Source organism: Pseudomonas sp. ES1, assembly GCF_050586605.1.
In the GTDB taxonomy this organism is placed as follows: Bacteria; Pseudomonadota; Gammaproteobacteria; order Pseudomonadales; family Pseudomonadaceae; genus Aquipseudomonas; species Aquipseudomonas sichuanensis.
The window spans coordinates 73,731-93,267 of sequence record NZ_JBOBDM010000007.1; the positions used below are offsets into that span (position 1 = coordinate 73,731).

Sequence of the window (19,537 nt, forward strand, 5' to 3'; positions counted from 1 at the left end):
CCATGCAGCTTTCCACGCGCACGCGCTTCTACCTCAACAACCTGGCCTTCCCCCTGTTGCTGGCGGTACTGGTGTTCGTGCTGTTCGACCTGACCGAGCTGGACCGCTGGATCAGCAACCTGCTGCTGGATGCCAACGGGCAGTTCGTGTTCGCGCACAACGCGCTGTTCGAGAAACTCACCCACAAGTGGCCGCGAATCCTGCCGGACTGGACGGGTGAACTGGCGGTGATCGGGGTGCTGCTGTCGCTGCTGTGGCCGCTGGCCTCGCGCTCGGCCCGTGCCACCGGCTTGCTGGAGGCGGTGCGCATCGCCCCGGTGATGCGCTGGAGCACCCGCTATCGCCGCGACCTGTGGTTCGTGGTGGTCGCGTTCGGCCTGTGCACCATGGTCATCCACTACCTCAAGAGCCACACCGGGGTGTACTGCCCGGTGGAAACCACGCTGTATGGCGGCACCGAGGCGCGCTACGAATGGTTCGACCAGTTCAACGGGCTGGACCGCGCCGGCCCCGGCCGTTGCTGGCCCGGCGGCCACGCCTCCAGCGGTTTCACCCTGCTGGCCCTGTACTTCATCGCCCTGCGCCACCGCTGGTTGCATGCGCGCAAGTTGCTGGTGGCGATCCTGCTGGTGGGCATGTTCTACGGCACCACCCGCGTGCTGCAGGGCTGGCACTACATGTCACATACCTTCTGGGCCGGCATTTTCGTCTGGCTGACCAGTTGGAGCACCGCGCTGCTGTTCTATGGTCGCCCGGCCTTGCAGGCAGCGCCGCAGGCAAGGCTCAGTAATCGCCCCGCTTGCGAAACGCCCAGCGCCCTGCAATCAACGTAAAGGTCACCACCAGCGCCACCAGTACCCAGAAGCCGTGGGGGTCGTCCGACAGCGGCACGCCCCCGACGTTCATGCCGAAAAAGCCGGCGATGATATTGATCGGCAGTGCCAGCACGGTGACCACGGTGAGGGTGAACAGGGTGCGGTTGTTCTCTTCGGTGAGCTTGGCGGCAATCTCTTCCTGCAGCAGCTTGATCCGCTCGACCAGGCTGGTGAGGTCGCTGATGATCACCGAAAACTCTTCAGTAGAGGCCCGCAACTGGCGGATGTCCTCTTCGTGCAACCACTCGGGCGGGCGGTTCAGCAGCCGCAGCAGCGAGCCCGGCTCCAGTGCCAGCAGGCGCTGCAGGCGTACCAGCACGCGGCGCAGGCTGCCCAGCTCGGCGCGGTTGTCGCTCAGGCGCAGCGACAGCAACTGGTCCTCGATGCGGTCGATCTTCAAGGTGGTTTCGCGCAGCACCCGGGTCAGCAGGTCGCCCTGATCGCGCACCAGGTGCACCAGCAACTCCACCGTCGAACCGAAACCCTCGCCGCGCTTTACCGATGAGCGCAGCTCGTCCACCGAGTGCAGCGGCTGCAAGCGTGCGCTCACCAGCAAGCGGCTGCGGGCACAGGCCCACAGGGTGGAAACGTCGGACGACATCACGCCATAGCTGAACACCAGGTCGTTGACCACCGCCAGCAAGGCACTGTCGGTGTGTTCGATACGCGTGGAGCGCGACCCTTCGCGCAGGGTTTCGAAAAAGGTTTCGGGCAGGTCCAGGTGGCTCTTCATCCAGCGCTCGCAGGCGGCGTGGGCAAGGTTCAGGTGCAGCCAGAGGAACTGCTCGTCGGCTGGCGCCTGCAAATGTGCCAGGGCCTGTGCCGAGTCAAGCTCGCGGCCGGGCTGGCCCGGGCGGAACAGATACGCATAGAGCAAGCCGTGCAGGTCGGTTTCGGGGTTTTGCGAATTGGCGGGGAGCATGCGGCGGAGCGACCTCGGCGAGTCCCGGGTAAGAGAGGGTCATATTAGGTAACGTCACATGACAGTCGCGTGACGTTTTCGCTCAAGGCCTCGCCCGCTGTAGCCGGCTGCCATGGAACTGGCACGCCCGTCACAACTGGCATGCGGTATGCCAAAAATTCTGGTAATGGGAATTGTTACCAGATAATATCGCGACGCTTTAACACCCTCTCCCGTGCCCCCTCTCCAGGACCTGAACCCATGCGTTACAGGATTGTGTCGCTGTGCCTGCTCCACGCCGCTCCGATGTTTAGCTGGGCCGCGCCAGCGCCGCTCGAAACCAGCACCGGCATTCAGCTTGAAGCCGTGAACATCAATGCCGATGCCGCCGACTACGAGCGGGCCGACGGCCCGGTCGAAGGTTACCGCGCCACCCGTTCGGCCAGCGCCACCCGCACCGACACTGCCGTGCACGAAACCCCACAGTCGGTCAGCGTGGTGCCCAAGGATGTGCTGGAAGACACCGGCGCCACCCGCCTGCAGGACGCCCTCGACTACGCCGGCGGCATTGGCCGGGCCAACAACTTCGGCGGCCAGGGCCTGACCACCTTCACCGTGCGCGGCTTCACCACGGGAGAGTTCTACCGCAACGGCTTCCCAATCAACCGCGGCTACCCCAACGCCCCGGACGCCAACACCGTGGAACGCCTGGAGGTGCTGCGCGGCCCCGCTACCGCCCTGTACGGCCGTGGCGATCCCGGTGGCACCTTCAACGTGGTCAGCAAACAACCCTTGCCCGAATCCAAGGTCACCCTGGGCAGCCAGCTCGACGACCAAGGCATGCACCGCGCAACCCTCGACGCCACCGGCCCGCTGAGCCAGGACGGCAGCCTGGCCTACCGCCTCAATGTGCTTGGCGAGGGCGGCGAGAGCTTCCGTGACGACGTCCAGAGCGAGCGTTACGACGTGGCCCCGGTACTCAGCTGGCAGGTCAACGACAGCACCAAAATCGTCTTCGAAGGCGATTTCATGCGTAACAACCACCCCCTCGACCGTGGCCTGACCCGCTACGGCACCCAGACCGGCAGCGCCTCGCGCGACACCTACATCTGGGAAAAAGGCAGCGACAACCTGCTGCACAACGACAACAACATGGCCCAGCTGCGCTTCGAGCACCTGCTCAACGACAACTGGACCCTGGCCGGCGGCATGCAGTGGCTCGACGGCACCCTGCAGGGCAACGCCGTGGAAGCCAACAAGGCACCGGCCGACGGCCACACCCTGCAGCGCAACTTCAACTACCGCAAGCTGGAGTGGACCGACCGCGACTACCAGCTCAACCTCACCGGCCACTTCGACACCGGCGCGTTCAGCCACACCCTGCTGACCGGCATCGAGTACGAAGACTATGACTATCGCTCGATCATCCAGCGCTCGTCGGCCGACGACGGCACTTACCCGATCGATATCTACCACCCGGTGCTGGGCCAGCCGCGCCCTGCCCTGACCCGCACCACCACTCACGATCAGGAAAACCTCAAGACCTGGGCCTGGTTCGTCCAGGACCAGGTGGCCCTGACCGAGCGCCTGAAGGCACTGGCGGGTGTGCGCCTGGAGCGATTCGAGCATGACTACGACAACTACCTGCCTGGCGCCAAGGGCTGGCAGGCGGCCGACAATGCCGTCACCCCGCGTTTCGGCCTGCTCTACGACCTGACCGACACGGTTGCCGTCTACGCCAACACAGCGCGCTCGTTCAAGCCCAATACCGGTTCCAGCCGCCAGGGCGACGGCTTCGATCCGGAAAAAGGCAAGTCGTACGAACTGGGGATGAAGTGGGAGGCATTGGAGCGCCAGTTGAGCGTCGACGCGGCGATCTACCACATCGTCAAGGAAAACGTGCTGACCCGCGACCCGGCCGACCCCAACTACAGCCTGGCCGCCGGCGAAGTGCGCAGCCGCGGCCTGGACCTCAACGTGGCCGGCAACATCACCCCTGAGTGGCGGGTGATCGGCGGTTATGCCTACGTCGATGCCGAAGTGACCAAGGACAACCGCCTGCCCAGCGGCACGCGCCTGGCCAACATCCCGCGCAACAGTTTCAGCCTGCTCAATACCTATGAATTCCAGGATGGTCTGGCCAAAGGACTAGGGCTTGGTGTGGGGCTCAAGTATGTGGATGACCGCAATGGCCAGACCGAGGCGGTGACTTACACCATGGAGCAGTACAGCGTGGTTGACCTGCTCAGCTACTACAAGGTCAACGAGCATGTGCGCCTGAATTTGGATGTGAAGAACGTGTTCAACAAGGGGTATGACGAAGGGGCGTTCAATACCTATGCGTATCCTGGTGCGCCGCGCACGGTGCAGGCTGGGGTTGCGTACACCTTCTAAAGGCTTGCGGTTGGGCTTGCAGGTGTCCGCCGCAAGAGTTGCAGCGCCTATCAGATCGAGCGCCGCCCGCGCGGCGCATCGCTGGCAAGCCAGCTCCCACATCTGTTTCGGGCCAGTCACTCCTGTGATTTCACCACTGTCCGCCTTGTTGGTTCGACTCGGTATTGAAGTGGGCACCACTGGCGCCTCGCCCGGCTTGAGACATGCACCAAGGCGGGCAGCGGTACCCTCACAGGCATAATTGGCCCGAAACAAATGTGGGAGCTGGCTTGCCAGCGATGCGCCGCGCGGGCGGCGCTCGATCTTGAGAGCGCTGCAAAGCTGTCGCCAAGCACCTGCTGGCCCCCACTCGGTATCAGTCAGAAACCCTCGAAACACCGCCCCTGACAACCGGTACTTGTAACTGCGTATTACAAACTAAGCTCAACTATCAAAGCGGCAATAGCCGCGCCACGGGCCATCGGCCTTCGAAGGATCGTGCTCCAGGACCCTGCCAGAAGACTGGCGAGCCGCCACTCCGGCGGCCGAGGTCCACCGGCTGTGGCCTTCCCTGCAAGCAAACGCAGGCAACGCTGAGCGGAGATCACTATGCAGTTGAAAAAAATCGTGTGGATGCTGGCCATCGGCGGCGTGCTCTCGGCATCGTCCGTGCTGCTGCCGGACAACCTGGGCGCATTTTCAAGCGCCATGGCGAAGGACGGTGGTGGCGGAGGTGGAGGTGGAGGCCATGGAGGTGGCGGTGGAGGCCATGGAGGTGGCGGTGGCGGTGGCGGCCATGGTGGAGGGGGTAGTGGCGGCGGTGGGCATGGCGGCAGTGGCGGCGGCCACGGCAGCGGTAGTGGCGGTGGCAGCGGTGGCTCAGGCCATGGCGGCTCGGCAGGCGGCCATGGCGCCGACGATGGTGGTAACCATGACGCCGGTGGCCTGCACGGTGTCGGCCATGGCGCCGATGACGGTGCCAACCATGACGCCGGCGAAGCCCATGGTGTCGGCCACGGCGCGGACGACGGGGCCAACCATGATGCCGGCGAAGCCCACGGCGTCGGCCACGGTGCCGACGACGGCGCCAATCACGATGTAGGTGACGACCGCGGCGGCACCTGACGCCTGGCACTCCTCGCACAGGTGTCTGTACGGCACCTGTGCGGCTTCTCCCGCCACGCCTGGCATGCTAGCCTCCCCGCGCCCCGCGCCTGCGGGGCAGGATAGCCGTCATGTCAAGGAGTCAGGCAATGGACCTGCAGTTTCTGGGCACCTCCTCCGGTGTGCCCACCAAGGCCCGCAACGTCAGCGCCACCGCTGTCATCGAATCCACCGGCCACGGCTGGTACCTGGTCGATTGCGGCGAGGGTACCCAGCACCAGCTGCTGCACAGCCCGCTTTCCATGCGAGACCTGCGCGGGATCTTCATCACCCACGTGCATGGCGACCACTGCTTCGGCCTGCCCGGCCTGTTGGCCAGCGCCGGCATGAGCGGGCGCCAGGAGCCGTTGCCGCTGGTCCTGCCCGACGCCCTGCTTGGCTGGGTGCGCCAGAGCCTGGCGGTGAGCGAGACCTTCCTGCCGTTCGAATTGCAGCTGCAGGCGCTGGAAACCTTCAAAGGTTTCAGCGCCGGCAATGTCGAGGTGAGCACGATCGAGCTGTCGCACCGCGTGCCCTCCTGGGGCTACGTGTTCGATGAGCGCGACCCCGCACCGCGGCTGGATACCGCCCGCCTTAAGGCCGACGGTATCCCGGCCGGGCCGCTATGGGGGCAACTGGCCCATGGCCTGGCCGTCACCCATGAGGGCCGCACCCTCGAGCCCCGTGATTACCTGCAACCCACGCGCCCCCCGCAACGGATCATCGTCTGCGGTGACAACGACCGCCCCGAGCTGCTTGCCGAACTGGCCCAGGGCGTCGATGTGCTGGTACACGAAGCCACCTTCACCCAGCCGGTGGTCGAGCGCAGCCAGACCAGCTTCGGCCACAGCACGGCAGCGCAGGTGGCGCGTTTTGCCGAGGCTGCGGGTGTGAAGAACCTGGTGCTGACCCACTTCAGTGCCCGCTACCAGCCCACGGCCAACGGCCGTGGCAACTCGATCGCCGAAGTGCGCGAGGAAGCAATGGCGCACTACAGCGGCCACCTGACCCTGGCGCAGGACCTGCAGCGCTACCACCTGGGGCGTGACGGGCGCCTTGAAGCGCTGGACAGGGCCTGAGGCCAGCCCAGGCCCCTGCTTCAGTAGCGCTCGCCGACCATCTTGAACGGGTACGGCTGCGACTTGTACTTGCCGATCTTGCCGCGCTTGGGCAGCTCGATCTTCTGCTTGTGGCTGAGGTCCTTGTACGGGACCTGCTGCAGCAGGTGACTGATGATGTTCAGCCGCGCCTTGCGCTTGTCCTCGGAGCGGGCCATGAACCACGGTGCCCAGGACGAGTCGGAGGCGGCGAACATGTCGTCGCGGGCGCGGGTGTAGTCGTCCCAACGGTTGTACGACTTCAGGTCCATGGGCGACAGCTTCCACAGCTTGCGGCCGTCGTCGATGCGGTCCTGCAGGCGGCGGGTCTGCTCTTCGGCGCTGACCTCCAGCCAGTACTTGAGCAGGATGATCCCCGACTCGACCATCATCCGCTCGAACATCGGCACCACGGTCAGAAACTTGTGTGACTGCTCATCCGTGCAAAAGCCCATTACCCGCTCGACACCGGCGCGGTTGTACCAGCTGCGATCGAAGATCACCACTTCACCGGCGGCCGGCAAATGGGTGAGGTAACGCTGGGCGTAGATCTGGGTCTTCTCGCGTTCGGTCGGCGCTGGCAGCGCCACTACGCGGAACACCCGAGGGCTGACGCGCTCGGTGATGGCCTTGATGGTGCCGCCCTTGCCGGCGCCATCGCGGCCTTCGAAGATGATGCACACCTTGAGGCCCTTCTCCACCACCCACTGCTGCAGTTTGACCAGCTCCACGTGCAGCTTCTTCAGTTCGCTCTCATAGTCTTTGCGCCCGAGTTTTCCGGCGTCATTACCTTTGTTTTTCTTGCCCACAACCTTGGCCATCGTCTGCTCCCCTGTGCCAACCGCTGAATGCCGCGGCGCTGCCGTGGCGGATCAGAGCAGTATGGATGAGCCTCGGCGATTTGCCGGGCGGGCTGCCGGCATGTCCACTTGCCACGATTGCGGCCGCTCTGGCCTGCGGGTTTTAATCCTGTCGCCGCCGGCCCGGGCCGGCGCTCGACCTGCATTTTGGCAATTCAAGGAAGCCCTACGATGGACAGGAAGCTCTTACCGCTGGCCCTGCTGGCGACCCTGCTCGGTTGCTCGGACGACCGGCAAGCCACCGAGGCCGGCCTGCGTCAGGCCGCGCAAACCTGGCTCGACAGCCAGTACCCGCATTGTTTCGTGATCAGCAGCTTCCCTACCCGCACCCGCGATTTCGACGTCGACGGCAACAACCAGGCGTTGCATGCCCTGGCCCAGGTCGGTGTGGTCAGCGAGAAAGAGATTGCCCGCACTGAAGTGCCTGCCCGCCTGTGGCAACCGGCACGCACCGACATCTATTACGCCTACGCGCTAACCGATGAAGGCCGCAAGTACTACAAGGCCGACGCAGGTGACAGCAAGGTCGGCGGGTTGTGCTTCGGCAAGGCCCAGGTCACCGCCATCGAGCAGTTCACTGCGCCGATCGAACAGGCTGGCAGGACGGTATCGAAGGTGACCTACCGCTACAGGGTCAGCGAGCTTCCCGCATGGGCTGGCGATGCGTCAGTGCAAGCCAGCGTGAAAGGCCTGGGCCAGGCGTTCGACAGCAGTCGCCAGCCGCTTGAGGCAACTGCCAGCATGGCTTTGACCGAGCAAGGCTGGGTGCAACAGCAGTTGCCCAATTGAGGGCCGCGCACTTGAGCCTTGTGTTAATCCTGGGAAAATCCACAGTCGCCATCCTTGCCCCGCCCCGGCCGCTGCGCGGCCGGTTTTCCGGTTCAACGATGGAGTCACACCATGAAATCCCTGTATTTCGCCCTCGCCCTGCTGGCCGCAACCTCGGCCACTTCAGCCTTCGCCGAAGGCGGCGCCGAGCGTCTGCAAGCGCGCAACGAGCAGTTGGCGCAACAACGTCAGCAGCAGGCCGAGGCAGTCGCCAAGCGCGATGCCCATGTCCAGTCGCAGGCGCAAGCGCCGCGCCAGGGCGATGCACTCAATAGCAAGCCTTGCAGCTGATGCCCGCGAGGGCCGGCAATGCCCGGCCCTCACAACCACCAGGCCAGCACTGCCGGCAACCACACGAACGACAACAGCGTCGAGCACATCACCAGGTTGGCCACCTGCTCGGGTTCGCGATTGGCCCGCACTGCCAGCAGGTAGTTGAACACCGCCACCGGCATCGACGACTGCACCACCAGTACCGCCCGCTCCAGGCTCCCCAGCCCCAGCGCGGTACCCACCGCCCAGCCCACTGCCGCCCCCAGCACGATACGCAACCCACCCAGCACCAGGCCGCTGCCGATGTGCTGCGGGCGAATGCTGGCCAGCGAAACGCCAAGGGTCAGCAGCATCAACGGGATGGTCATGCCGCCCAGCAGGTCGGCGGTGTTGGCCAGCCAGCGCGGCAGTTCGACGTCGAGGAAGATCAGCGGCATGGCGCCGGCCAGGCTGATCACGATGGGGTTGCGCAGCAGCGCCTTGAACGAGGCGGCGCCACCGGCAATGGCGATACCCAGGGTGAACTGGAAGATCGACAAGGTGAGGAAGAATGCCACCGCCAGTGCCAGGCCGTGTTCGCCGAAGGCGTACAGGCTGATCGGCAGGCCCATGTTGCCGGTGTTGGGGAACATGAAAGCCGGCATCAGCACGCGCCAGTGCCGGCCACTGAGGCGACATACCAGGTAGCCGGTCAGCGCCATGCCCAGCATGCACAGCACGCAGGCCAAGGCCATGCTGGTGAAAGCGGCGGGATCGAGTTGGGTGCGGTTGAGCGTGGACAGCACCAACGCGGGCGTGCCAACGGTCATGACCACCCGCGCAATGAACTCGGTCGGGTAGTCCAGGCCACGGCGGGCCCAGGTGTAGCCGATACCGGCGACGATGAACACGGGGGCCAGGACGGCGAACAACGAGGCCAGCATTGTGTAGGATCTCCCTGAAAAACCTGCCGCGCATTATGCGCACTAATGCCTCCAGGTGTGCATCGCCATGCGCCAAGGCTGGCAACCTTGGCCTGACAGGTTCATGTGGGAGCAGCTGTCTTATGTTGTCAGTGCTGGCCTCATCGCTGGCAAGCCAGCTCCCACAGGTACGATGCTTGCCTGGAGGTTAGCGCGGTCCATGTGGGAGCGGCGGTTCGCCGCTGCGATTTACCCGCGAGGCGCCGCGGGCGGCGCTCGATCTCATGGTCGCTGCAGCCCTGCCGGCGTACGCCTCGGGGTCCACCGGAGATCGCATCAGCACCTCCTGGTGCTCGCCTTAATTTCATCGTCGGGGCGAAAATGAGCGTGATTATCAATAGTTAAAGTAAATTCTAGAATAACTATTTGTTTAGATTCATATAGTTAGCAATGATTGTTAATGCTAGCTGTCCGATATGTTTTTTGATGCAGACGCGCACTGAGCACATACTCGTGGCCCTGCGGCCTCTCGTCGCAGCCAACGCCCTCTTGGCAAATCCGCCACAGCCCGTAAAATCCCGCCTCCTTTTCGCCCGTCGCCCACCCGGTGGCAACCGCCCGCAAGGACAGCGTCCGCGCCTCTCGCCACATCGCGCATGTGCCACAGGCTCAACCGCCCCCGCCCGGCCTCCCCTTGAGGTCCAGCGGTTGACCCTTGCCCAGGTCGCATGCCGTGCACGCAGCGCAAAAGGCGCAGCTTGGCTTATTCCAACCTTGAGGTACGTATGTCTCCGCGTTTGCTGGCGATGGCGCTGGCACCCCTGCTCGGCCTGTTCATCATTGCCCTGGGCAATGGCTTCATGTCTTCCCTGACCACCCTGCGCCTGGACGCCGCCGGCGAATCGGCGACCACCATTGGCGTGGTGTCCTCGGCCTACTTCATCGGCCTGACCCTCGGCGCAATCGTCAACGACCGGTTGATCCTGCGCATCGGCCATATCCGCGCCTACAGCAGCTTCGCCGCGCTGATCGGCGCGACCATCCTGCTGCAGGGCCTGTTCTACGACACCACCTGGTGGTCGATCCTGCGCCTGCTCAACGGCTGGGCGGCGGTGGGGGTATTCCTGGTGATCGAAAGCTGGCTGCTGCTGGCCGGCGACGCCAAGATCCGTGGCCGCCTGCTGGCGCTGTACATGATCGCCTTCTATGGCGCCGGGGTGATCGCCCAGGCGGCCCTGGGCGAGATCACCAGTTGGGGCGACACCGCGCCGTTCATGCTGGCCGGCATGCTCGCCACCCTGTCGGTGCTGCCGATCGTGATCCTGCCGCGGGTGTCGCCGCTGCTCGACCAGGTCGAGCCGCTCAAGCCACGCCAGCTGCTGGGCGTGGCGCCTACCGGGTTGGTCGGTTGCTTCGGCTCCGGCGTGGCGATTGCCGGGATCTATGCCCTGCTGCCGCTTTACCTGCAGCGGGTCGGGCTGGACGTGGGCGAGGTCGGCGAAATGATGGCCTGGGTGATTCTCGGCGCCATGTTGCTGCAATACCCGGTGGGGCGCTGGTCCGACCGCAAGGACCGCCAGGATGTGCTGATCGCCCTGGCGGCGATGTGCACCGTGCTGTCGCTGCTGATCGTGGTGCTGCCGGTAGACACCGTGCTGTTGCCCGCCCTGCTGTTCCTGCTCGGTGGCGGGGTGTTCGCGCTGTACCCGGTGGCGGTCAGCAGCGCTGCCGACCGCGCGCCGGCCGATGCCCTGGTGCCGATGATCCAGGGCCTGCTGCTGATCAACTCGCTGGGCTCGGCCATGGCGCCGCTGACCATTTCGCCGATGATGACCTCGTACGGTGAAGTCGGGCTGTTCTGGGCATTCGCCGTGATCAACCTGGCGATGGTCGGCTTCTTCCTCTGGCGCCGCGGCAAGCGCCCGAAACCCGAGCACCCGGCGCCGTTCACGGCGGCCACCACCTTCTCGCCGACCGGCGCCGAACTGCGGGTAACCGAGGACCTGATGCATGCCGCCCAGGAGCACCCGACGCTGGACGCGCTCAACAGCGCGGCTGCGCCGCACCAGGCACGCAGCGAAAGCCACTGATGCAACCGGGGCCGCCTGCGGCCCCTCGGTTTGCCGCCCGTCGCCCGGCGGGCACCCCGGCTGCGTTTGGGCGGCCGAATCCATGACAGTTCATCCGACAGGAGACTCACCATGGATCGCTTAAGCCCGCTCGCCCTGCTTCTCGCCGTTGCGCTGGGCATCGCATCGACCTGCAGCTATGCAGCGTCCGACCCTTACTCCAGCCAGCCGCAGACCAACGAAAGCGCCAAAGGTGATCAGCCCAGAGGCTCCACCGCCGGTGACGGCAGCAGTGTCAACAACCCCGGTGGCGGCAAGGGCAACGACAGCAGCGACACCGGTACCAACGCCGATGCGGCCGACGGTGCTGCCGGTGGTTCGAACAGTACCGGCGAGGCTACCGGCAGCGGTGCCGGGCACACCGGCGGCACCGCCGAGGACCAGGACAGCCATTGACGGGCCTTGGCTACACTGCTGAACGACGCCCCTGCCCTGGAGACCTGGCATGAACCTCAGGTACTGGTTGCTGCTTGCCTTGCTGCCCACAGGCGCATTCGCCGCCTCGGTCAACTACAGCCCAGCCCTGGACATCAGTTCGGCGTCGTTCACCGACGGTGGCGTGATCGCGCTGCAGCAGGTGGGCGCGGACCCTGCCTGCGGCAGTGGCGAGGAAAAGTCACCGCAGGTGAGCTGGACCAACCTGCCGCAGGGCACCCGCTCGCTGGTACTGGTGATGTTCGACCCCGATGGTGGCAAGGGGCTGGGGGTGGTGCACTGGCTGGCCTACAACATCGACCCGGCCTCCGGTGGCCTGGAGGAAGGTGCTGGCGGCCAGAGCAGCCCGGTGGCTGCACTGGGCCTCAACTCCCGTGGTGCCATGGCCTATCGCGGGCCTTGCCCACCGGCGGGCGACAATCCGCATCACTATGTGCTGACCCTGATCGCCACTGATCTTGCCCCTGGCAGCCTGCCTGGGGAGCTGAACCATCGAGGGTTGCTGAAGGCGCTGCAAGGCCATGCGCTGGGGGCGCAGAGCCTGGTGGGGCGTTATGGGCATTGAGCCAATGGGCTCAAACGCTCGTTGTAGGAGGTGTGCCACTACCGCCAATACTGCGCCTCATCCACCACCCGCTGGTGCTCGGCGAACAGCAACGGCAGTTGCTCCTTGAGGTAATCGATCCAGGTCCGCACCTTGGCATCCAGGTAATGCCGCGACGGGTAGATCGCATAGATCTCACGCTGGCGCAGCCGATACGGCGCCAGCAACCGGCACAGGCGCCCTTCCTGCATGGCCTGGCTGGCCGAGTAGTACGGCAGCAACCCCACCCCCATGCCCAGCTCGGTGGCCTTGACCATCGCGTCGGCGACATTGGTGAGGAAGGTATCCTGGGGCGCGATGACGCAGCTTTCCGGTGCCTTGCCGAAGGTCCAGTCCTCTTCGAACAGCGGATCGACGGTGCGCAGGCAGGTGTGCGCGTGCAAGTCCTGCGGCTGTTTGGGCACGCCGTGCCGGGCCAGGTAATCCGGCGAGGCGCAGAGAATGCTGTGGATGCTGCCCAGCGGGATGGCGATCAGCTGCGAATCGGGCAAGCCCTGGCCAATGGCGATCACCACATCGTGCCCCTCGGCCAGCGGGTCGGGGTTGCGCTGCGACAAGGTCAACTCCATCACCACTTCCGGGCAGGAGGCGTTGTAGCGCGCCACCAGCGGCATCATCAGCAGGCCCAGGCCATGGGTGCAGTGCAAGCGCAGCCGGCCGCGGGGCGTGAGGTGGGCGCCGCGGGCCTCGTCCATGGCTTCTTCGGTGAGCAACATGATCTGCCGCGAGCGCTCGAGAAAACGCTCGCCCGCCTCGCTCATGCGCAGGCGCCGGGTGGTGCGGTGCAGCAGGCGGGTCTGCAGCTGGTTTTCCAGCTCCGCGACGATCCGCGACACCTGCGCCGCCGAGATGTCCAGGGCGTTGGCGGCGGCTGCGAAACTGCCGCACTCCACTACCCGGGCAAAGGTGCGCATCGCATGCAGCATGTCCATGAGGTGGGCTCTCATTCATACATGAAAGGCAGGAATCTATCACGGCTTAGCCCATTTATTGTGAAACACCAATGAATGGATCATGGACACATCCCGCAAACGAGGAGCCTGTCATGAAACGTTCGATCGCTGTTGTCGCCTTGTCCGCCACCCTCGCCTCGTTCGGCGCCTTCGCCGACAGCGCCACCCAACAGCCCGTGAGCAGCAGCTACGAATACGGCATGCCGATGGACGTGGCCAAGGTCATCTCGATCACCCCGGCCAGCAACGCCGCCGATTGCCAGGTGGGCACCGCGCACATGGTCTACCTCGACCACCAGGGCCAGACCCACCAGGTCGACTACCGCGAAATGGGCAACTGCTCGCAGCAGTGACGCCTGCGCAAACGGCCGGGAAAAATACCAGCCGTCTTGCCCAAAGTGCATTTGCCCACCTGCCTTGCCGCCCCATGATCGTCCGGAACAACTACAAGAACGTTCCGGAAGCCGATCATGATCGATACCGCTGCTGCCCTGCCCGCCCATTCGCCGGCCGCCACCCATGCACGCATCACCTGGCGGCTGATGCCGCTGCTGCTGGTGTGCTACCTGTTCGCCCACCTGGACCGCATCAACATCGGCTTCGCCAAGATGCAGATGAGCGCCGACCTGGGCTTTTCCGACACGGTGTACGGCCTGGGCGCCGGCCTGTTCTTCGTGGCCTACGCGCTGTTCGGCGTGCCCAGCAACCTGGCCCTGGACCGGGTTGGCCCACGGCGCTGGATCGCCACGCTGATGGTGGTCTGGGGCCTGCTGTCCACCGGCATGCTATGGGTGCAGGACGCAGCCGGCTTCTATACCTTGCGCTTTTTGCTCGGCGTGGCCGAAGCGGGCTTCTTCCCCGGCATCCTGGTGGTGCTCAACCGCTGGTACCCGGCCAGGCGCCGGGCCCAGGTGACCGCGCTGTTCGCCATCGCCGTGCCCTTGGCCGGGGTGGTCGGCGGGCCGCTGTCCGGCGGCATCCTGCAAGCCTTCCATGACCACGGCGGCCTGCGCGGCTGGCAGTGGATGTTCCTGATCGAAGGTTTACCCGTGGTGCTGCTGGGGCTGGTGGTGCTCAAGTGGCTGCCGGACAGCTTCGAGCAGGTCAGCTGGCTCAGCGCCGAACAGAAACGCGCCCTGCGCGCGGAACTGGACGGCGAAGAACAGCGCAAGCCGGTCAGTTCGCTGACGGGCCTGCTGGGCAACGCCCAGGTGTGGCTGCTGGTGGCGGTGTACTTTGCGGTGATGCTGGCGGTGAACACTCTGGCGTTCTGGATGCCTAGCCTGATCCATGGCGCCGGGATCGGCAGCGATGGCCAGGTCGGCCTGCTCAGCGCCGTGCCCTACCTGGCCGGCTGTCTGTTCATGCTCGGCTGCGGGCGCTCGTCGGACCGCCACCGGGAGCGCCGCTGGCACCTGTGCGTGCCGCTGCTGATGGCCGCCGCCGGTATCGCCGTGGCCGGGCTGGCACCGGGCAATGCGTTGCTGGTGATGAGCGGCCTGGTCGTGGCTGGCATGGGCGCCAGTGCCGCGCTGCCGATGTTCTGGCAACTGCCCCCGGCGTTCCTGGCGGGCAACACCCAAGCGGCGGGGATCGCCATGATCAGTTCGTTCGGCAGCATCGCCTCGTTCCTCGCGCCCTACCTGATCGGCTGGATGCGCGACACCGCCAACAGCCCTGGCCTGGCGCTGCAAGTGCTGGCGGTGGCCATTGTGCTCGGGGGCCTGCTGGTGCTTAAAGTGCCGGCCAGCGTGGCCAACCCGCGTTAGGCGGCGGCGAGCATCTCGCTGATCCAGCGGGCCTGACGGGCGATGTCCTGCACCTTGTCCTCGGGCACCGGCTGGCGGGCACGCTCGAAATTGTCAAGCGTCTGCTGCTTCTGGCGCAGCATGCGCTGCCACTTGAACAGGAACGCCGGGCTGCGCTGCTCCATCAGCAGCGGGCCGAAGTACAGCTGTTCGGCGCTGTAGACGACCGCCTCGCAGCGCTCGGCAACGATGATTTCGTAGTCGAAGCGGTTCTCGCGCAACACTTCTTCGCAGTGGATGCGGTAGTCGTTGTCCATCAGCCACTGGCGCAGCGGCTGCTCGCCGCCGTTGGGTTGCAGCACCAGGCGTTCCTTGCCGCTCAAGCGTTGCTTGCCGGCCTCGAGGATGTCGCGGATGGTCTCGCCGCCCATGCCGCAGATGCTCACGGCAGTAATCCCATCTTGCGGTTCGATGGCCGCCAGGCCGCTGGCGAGGCGCACGGTGGCCTGTGCCTCCAGGCCGTTCTCGCGCACGGTGCGCTGCGCGGCCAGGAATGGCGTCAGCGCCACTTCACCGGCCACTGCCGCGGCAATCGCGCCACGGCGCAGCAGCGCCACCGGCAGGTAGCCATGGTCCGAGCCGATGTCAGCCAGCCGTGCCCCGGCCGGGATATGCGCCGCCACCCGCTCAAGGCGCGTGGACAAAGTGTGTTGGTTCAACGGTTGCCTCTTTGATCACCCAGGGCCCGGCGCCTGCGGCCGGGTCGGGGCGCGATTCTGCCGTGGGCCGCCGCGCTAATCAAATCCGTGCGACCACGGCCACGGCTCGACCCGCCCTTGGCGCTCGCGTAGGCTTGCGGGCTTTCCTCCCGTGCAAGGCAGAACATTCCATGGCAAACGACGGCATCATCTTTACCCCGGACCCGGACGCCGACTCCATCTCGTCCGACGTGGCCGAGTACAACGGCGTGCTGGTCAGCACCCAGATCCCTACCCGCGCCGACGGCAGCCTTGAGCTGGGCGACATCACCACTCAAAGCGAATGCACCCTGCAGGCGCTGAAAGTGGCCCTGGAGCGCGCCGGCAGCTCGATGGACCGGGTGTTGCACCTGACCATCTACCTCACCGACATGGCCGACCGCCCGGCGTTCAACGAGGTGTACCAGCGCTTCTTCAGCAAGCCGTGGCCGGTGCGTGCGGCGGTTGGCGTGGCCTCGCTGGCCGTGGAAGGCATGAAAGTCGAAGTGACGGCGATGGCGGCCAAGGGCTGACCCCTGTCGCACGCCCCTTGTAGGAGCGGCCTTGTGTCGCGAAAGGGCTGCGAAGCGGCCCCAGGATCTGAGTGACACCTCAAGATTGCCGGGGCTGCTGTGCAGCCCGTTCGCGACACAAGGCCGCTCCTACAACGGACGTGCAGACCCAGCGAGCGAGAGGCTGCGCAGCCACCCTTCCCGCCCCATCCAGCAGCCCGGGGATGCCACCACCCCATTTCACCGCTACAATGCCCGCCTTACCGTGACAGCCCGAACCTATAACGACATGTCCCTTCCAAAGCACCACCTGGAACTGCTCAGCCCTGCCCGTGACGTGAGCATCGCCCGCGAGGCGATCCTGCACGGCGCTGACGCCATCTATATCGGCGGCCCGAGCTTCGGCGCGCGCCACAACGCCTGCAACGAAGTCAGCGAGATCGCCGAGCTGGTGGAGTTCGCCCGGCGCTACCACGCGCGGGTGTTCACCACCATCAACACCATCCTCCACGACAACGAGCTGGAGCCGGCGCGCAAGCTGATCCACCAGCTGTATGACGCCGGGGTCGATGCGCTGATCGTGCAGGACCTGGGGGTGATGGAGCTGGATATCCCGCCGATCGAGCTGCACGCCAGCACCCAGACCGACATCCGCACCCTGGCCCGGGCCAAGTTCCTCGACCAGGCCGGTTTCTCGCAGCTGGTACTGGCCCGTGAGCTGAACCTGCAGGAAATCCGCGCCATCGCCGCCGAAACCGACGCGGCCATCGAGTTCTTCATCCACGGCGCGCTGTGCGTGGCCTTCTCCGGCCAGTGCAACATCTCCCACGCCCAGACCGGGCGCAGCGCCAACCGTGGCGACTGCTCCCAGGCCTGCCGCCTGCCGTACACCCTCAAGGACGACCAGGGCCGTGTGGTCGCCTTCGAGAAACACCTGCTGTCGATGAAGGACAACAACCAGACCGCCAACCTGGCTGACCTGGTGGATGCCGGCGTGCGCTCGTTCAAGATCGAGGGCCGCTACAAGGACGTGGGCTATGTGAAGAACATCACCGCCCACTACCGCAAAGAGCTGGACGCCATCCTCGAAGGCCGCCCACAGCTGGCCCGCGCCTCCAGCGGCCGCACCGAGCACTTCTTCGTGCCCGACCCGGACAAGACCTTCCACCGTGGCAGCACCGACTACTTCGTCAGCGACCGCAAGATCGACATCGGCGCCTTCGACTCGCCGACCTTCACCGGCCTGCCGGTGGGCGTGGTGGAGAAAGTCGGCAAGCGCGACCTGCAGGTAGTGACCGAGGTCCCCCTGAGCAACGGCGACGGCCTCAATGTGCTGGTCAAGCGTGAGGTGGTGGGTTTCCGCGCCAACATCGCCGAACTCAAGAGCGAGTCCGAAGACGACGGCCAGAAGCGCTACCGCTACCGCGTCGAGCCCAACGAGATGCCCGAGGGCCTGTACAAGCTGCGCCCCAACCACCCGCTGTCGCGCAACCTCGACCACAACTGGCAGCAAGCTCTGCAGCGCACCTCGGCCGAGCGCCGGGTGGGCGTCGAGTGGCACGCGGTGCTACGCGAGCAGCGCCTGATGCTGACCCTCAGCAGCGAGGAGGGCGTGAGCGTGCAAGTCGCCCTGGATGGCCCGTTCGGCGCCGCCAACAAGCCGCAACAGGCGCTTGACCAGTTGCACGACCTGCTCGGCCAGCTCGGCACCACCATGTACCACGCCAACGCCATCGAGCTGGACGCGCCGCAGGCGTACTTCATCCCCAACTCGCAGCTCAAGGCCCTGCGCCGCGAAGCCATCGAGGCGCTGACCGAGGCGCGGGTCAAGGCCCACCCCCGTGGCGCTCGCAAGGCCGAGACCACGCCAGCGCCGGTGTACCCCGAGTCGCACCTGTCGTTCCTGGCCAACGTCTACAACCAGAAGGCCCGCGACTTCTACCACCGCCATGGCGTGCAACTGATCGACGCCGCCTACGAGGCCCATGAAGAGCACGGCGAAGTGCCGGTGATGATCACCAAGCACTGCCTGCGCTTCTCCTTCAACCTGTGCCCCAAGCAGGCCAAGGGCGTCACCGGCGTGCGTACCAAGGTCGCACCGATGCAGCTGATTCAGGGCGATGAAGTACTCACCCTGAAGTTCGACTGCAAGCCGTGCGAGATGCATGTGATCGGCAAGATGAAGAGCCATATCATCGACCTGCCCACCCCAGGCAGCGCCGTGGCCCAGGTGGTCGGGCACATCAGCCCGGAAGACCTGCTCAAGACCATCCCGCGCGCACCGCACTGATCGTTCTGCGCTGCGACCACTTCGCGGGTTTCTCCGCGAAGTGGTCGCAAAGATCCATAAAAGTCTCAAAAGAGACCTTTATTCTTGATCCTTCTTTTGTTTTCTGCACAATGCCAAGCATGCGAACCACGCGAGGCAACCCGATGCAACCCACCCCTCACGACGAACGCCTGCTCAAGGCCTTGGCCAACGCCATGGTGGTCCACCCCCGGGCGACCCTGAAAGAGCTGGCCGAAACCGCCGGCGTCAGCAAGGCCACCCTGCACCGCTTCTGCGGCACCCGCGACAACCTGATCGAGATGCTGGAGAACCATGGCGAGCAGGTGCTCAACCAGGTTATCCGCGACGCCGACCTCACGCAGGTCGAGCCGCTGCCTGGGCTGCGCCACCTGATCGCCGAGCACCTCAAGCACCGCGAGATGCTCGCCTTCCTGATGTTCCAGTACCGCCCCGATACCTTGCTGGGCGACAGCGAAGATCGTCGCTGGCATGCCTATACCCAGGCCATGGACGCGTTCTTCCTGCGCGCCCAGCAATTGGGGGCGCTGCGCATCGATATCAGCGCGGCGGTGTTCACCGAGATGTTCCTGAGCATGATCTTCAGCATGGTCGACGCCGAGCGCCGCGGCCGGGCGGCCAGTGCCACCTCGGCGCTGACCCTGGAGCAGTTGTTCATCCACGGGGCCCAGGCGCCGGCCTGAAGACCGCAACGCCGCCGCTGTAGGAGCGGCTTCAGCCGCGAACACCGGCAGAGCCGGTGCCATCCACAGCAAAGCCTGCTTCGCGGCTAAAGCCGCTCCCACAGGTTGCGCGCTGGCCGCTCTGTCTCCAACTGAAAAAAAGGCCCCTGGGCACGGGTCCCAGGGGCCGGAGGGTT

General features: G+C 65.5%; 20 protein-coding genes. 13 read left to right on the forward strand and 7 right to left on the reverse strand.

The genetic code is table 11. From position 1 onward, the window contains the following. Window positions 1–2 precede the first annotated feature (2 nt). The gene (locus tag ACQ4N9_RS04865; RefSeq protein ID WP_390970586.1) at window positions 3–833 is read left to right on the forward strand and encodes a phosphatase PAP2 family protein; all 831 of its coding nucleotides are present in this window, start codon (window positions 3–5) and stop codon (window positions 831–833) included. Here the strand turns inward: ACQ4N9_RS04865 and ACQ4N9_RS04870 are convergent. Then, window positions 784–1,797, reverse strand: coding sequence for a transporter (locus ACQ4N9_RS04870; protein ID WP_390970588.1), 1,014 nt, complete (start codon window positions 1,795–1,797; stop codon window positions 784–786). The genes ACQ4N9_RS04865 and ACQ4N9_RS04870 overlap by 50 nt on opposite strands. A gap of 240 nt (window positions 1,798–2,037) precedes the next feature. Between ACQ4N9_RS04870 and ACQ4N9_RS04875 the strand changes: the two genes are divergently transcribed. After that, window positions 2,038–4,170 (forward strand): TonB-dependent siderophore receptor, encoded by a 2,133-nt coding sequence (locus ACQ4N9_RS04875; RefSeq protein ID WP_390970590.1) that lies wholly within the window; start codon window positions 2,038–2,040, stop codon window positions 4,168–4,170. 678 nt (window positions 4,171–4,848) lie between these two features. On the opposite strand, the gene ACQ4N9_RS04880 is transcribed toward ACQ4N9_RS04875, so the two are convergent. Then, window positions 4,849–4,998, reverse strand: a complete 150-nt coding sequence (locus ACQ4N9_RS04880) for a hypothetical protein (RefSeq protein WP_430932302.1) — start codon at window positions 4,996–4,998, stop codon at window positions 4,849–4,851. Between the two features lie 30 nt (window positions 4,999–5,028). Beyond that, window positions 5,029–5,310, reverse strand: coding sequence for a hypothetical protein (locus ACQ4N9_RS04885; protein ID WP_390971284.1), 282 nt, complete (start codon window positions 5,308–5,310; stop codon window positions 5,029–5,031). A 92-nt stretch (window positions 5,311–5,402) separates the two neighbouring features. On the opposite strand from ACQ4N9_RS04885, the gene ACQ4N9_RS04890 reads away from it, so the two are divergent. After that, window positions 5,403–6,371 carry a ribonuclease Z gene (locus ACQ4N9_RS04890; protein WP_390971286.1) on the forward strand — a complete coding sequence of 323 codons (969 nt, stop codon included), beginning with the start codon at window positions 5,403–5,405 and terminating at the stop codon, window positions 6,369–6,371. A 20-nt stretch (window positions 6,372–6,391) separates the two neighbouring features. Here ACQ4N9_RS04890 and ppk2 read toward each other — a convergent pair whose 3' ends face one another. Further along, complete coding sequence (gene ppk2, locus ACQ4N9_RS04895; protein ID WP_390971288.1) at window positions 6,392–7,210, reverse strand: polyphosphate kinase 2; 819 nt, start codon at window positions 7,208–7,210, stop codon at window positions 6,392–6,394. A 210-nt stretch (window positions 7,211–7,420) separates the two neighbouring features. Here ppk2 and ACQ4N9_RS04900 point away from each other — a divergent pair, with 210 nt between their 5' ends. Further along, the gene (locus ACQ4N9_RS04900) at window positions 7,421–8,038 is read left to right on the forward strand and encodes a hypothetical protein (RefSeq protein ID WP_390971290.1); all 618 of its coding nucleotides are present in this window, start codon (window positions 7,421–7,423) and stop codon (window positions 8,036–8,038) included. 111 nt (window positions 8,039–8,149) lie between these two features. Continuing rightward, the gene (locus ACQ4N9_RS04905; RefSeq protein ID WP_390971292.1) at window positions 8,150–8,368 is read left to right on the forward strand and encodes a hypothetical protein; all 219 of its coding nucleotides are present in this window, start codon (window positions 8,150–8,152) and stop codon (window positions 8,366–8,368) included. Window positions 8,369–8,397: 29 nt separating this feature from the next. Here the strand turns inward: ACQ4N9_RS04905 and ACQ4N9_RS04910 are convergent, their stop codons facing one another. Further along, on the reverse strand, window positions 8,398–9,273 hold the full coding sequence (locus tag ACQ4N9_RS04910; RefSeq protein WP_390971294.1) for an AEC family transporter: 876 nt from the start codon (window positions 9,271–9,273) through the stop codon (window positions 8,398–8,400). Between the two features lie 764 nt (window positions 9,274–10,037). Here ACQ4N9_RS04910 and ACQ4N9_RS04915 point away from each other — a divergent pair. The 3 genes from ACQ4N9_RS04915 to ACQ4N9_RS04925 all read left to right on the forward strand — a co-directional run bounded on the left by ACQ4N9_RS04915 (window position 10,038) and on the right by ACQ4N9_RS04925 (window position 12,381). Beyond that, window positions 10,038–11,342, forward strand: a complete 1,305-nt coding sequence (locus tag ACQ4N9_RS04915) for an MFS transporter (RefSeq protein ID WP_232885488.1) — start codon at window positions 10,038–10,040, stop codon at window positions 11,340–11,342. 111 nt (window positions 11,343–11,453) lie between these two features. Further along, entirely contained in the window at window positions 11,454–11,777 is a 324-nt protein-coding gene (locus ACQ4N9_RS04920) for a hypothetical protein (RefSeq protein WP_390971296.1), read from the forward strand. 49 nt (window positions 11,778–11,826) lie between these two features. Then, complete coding sequence (locus ACQ4N9_RS04925) at window positions 11,827–12,381, forward strand: YbhB/YbcL family Raf kinase inhibitor-like protein (RefSeq protein ID WP_125464114.1); 555 nt, start codon at window positions 11,827–11,829, stop codon at window positions 12,379–12,381. Between the two features lie 38 nt (window positions 12,382–12,419). On the opposite strand, the gene ACQ4N9_RS04930 is transcribed toward ACQ4N9_RS04925, so the two are convergent. Then, window positions 12,420–13,352, reverse strand: a complete 933-nt coding sequence (locus ACQ4N9_RS04930) for a LysR family transcriptional regulator (protein ID WP_125464115.1) — start codon at window positions 13,350–13,352, stop codon at window positions 12,420–12,422. Window positions 13,353–13,465: 113 nt separating this feature from the next. Here ACQ4N9_RS04930 and ACQ4N9_RS04935 point away from each other — a divergent pair, with 113 nt between their 5' ends. Together ACQ4N9_RS04935 and ACQ4N9_RS04940 are read left to right on the forward strand one after the other, a co-directional pair. Then, on the forward strand, window positions 13,466–13,726 hold the full coding sequence (locus ACQ4N9_RS04935; RefSeq protein ID WP_125858657.1) for a DUF2790 domain-containing protein: 261 nt from the start codon (window positions 13,466–13,468) through the stop codon (window positions 13,724–13,726). 117 nt (window positions 13,727–13,843) lie between these two features. Further along, window positions 13,844–15,142 (forward strand): MFS transporter, encoded by a 1,299-nt coding sequence (locus ACQ4N9_RS04940; protein ID WP_390971298.1) that lies wholly within the window; start codon window positions 13,844–13,846, stop codon window positions 15,140–15,142. Here the strand turns inward: ACQ4N9_RS04940 and ACQ4N9_RS04945 are convergent. Next, a complete protein-coding gene (locus ACQ4N9_RS04945) occupies window positions 15,139–15,840 on the reverse strand; it encodes a tRNA (adenine(22)-N(1))-methyltransferase (RefSeq protein ID WP_390971300.1) in 702 nt (233 codons plus the stop codon). The genes ACQ4N9_RS04940 and ACQ4N9_RS04945 overlap by 4 nt on opposite strands. 170 nt (window positions 15,841–16,010) lie before the next feature. On the opposite strand from ACQ4N9_RS04945, the gene ACQ4N9_RS04950 reads away from it, so the two are divergent. The 3 genes from ACQ4N9_RS04950 to ACQ4N9_RS04960 all read left to right on the forward strand — a co-directional run bounded on the left by ACQ4N9_RS04950 (window position 16,011) and on the right by ACQ4N9_RS04960 (window position 19,361). Continuing rightward, window positions 16,011–16,391: a RidA family protein gene (locus tag ACQ4N9_RS04950; RefSeq protein WP_110994982.1), complete on the forward strand. Its 381-nt coding sequence runs from the start codon at window positions 16,011–16,013 to the stop codon at window positions 16,389–16,391. Window positions 16,392–16,659: 268 nt separating this feature from the next. Continuing rightward, complete coding sequence (locus ACQ4N9_RS04955; protein WP_125858661.1) at window positions 16,660–18,660, forward strand: peptidase U32 family protein; 2,001 nt, start codon at window positions 16,660–16,662, stop codon at window positions 18,658–18,660. Between the two features lie 143 nt (window positions 18,661–18,803). After that, window positions 18,804–19,361, forward strand: coding sequence for a TetR/AcrR family transcriptional regulator (locus tag ACQ4N9_RS04960; RefSeq protein ID WP_125858662.1), 558 nt, complete (start codon window positions 18,804–18,806; stop codon window positions 19,359–19,361). Window positions 19,362–19,537 lie beyond the last annotated feature (176 nt).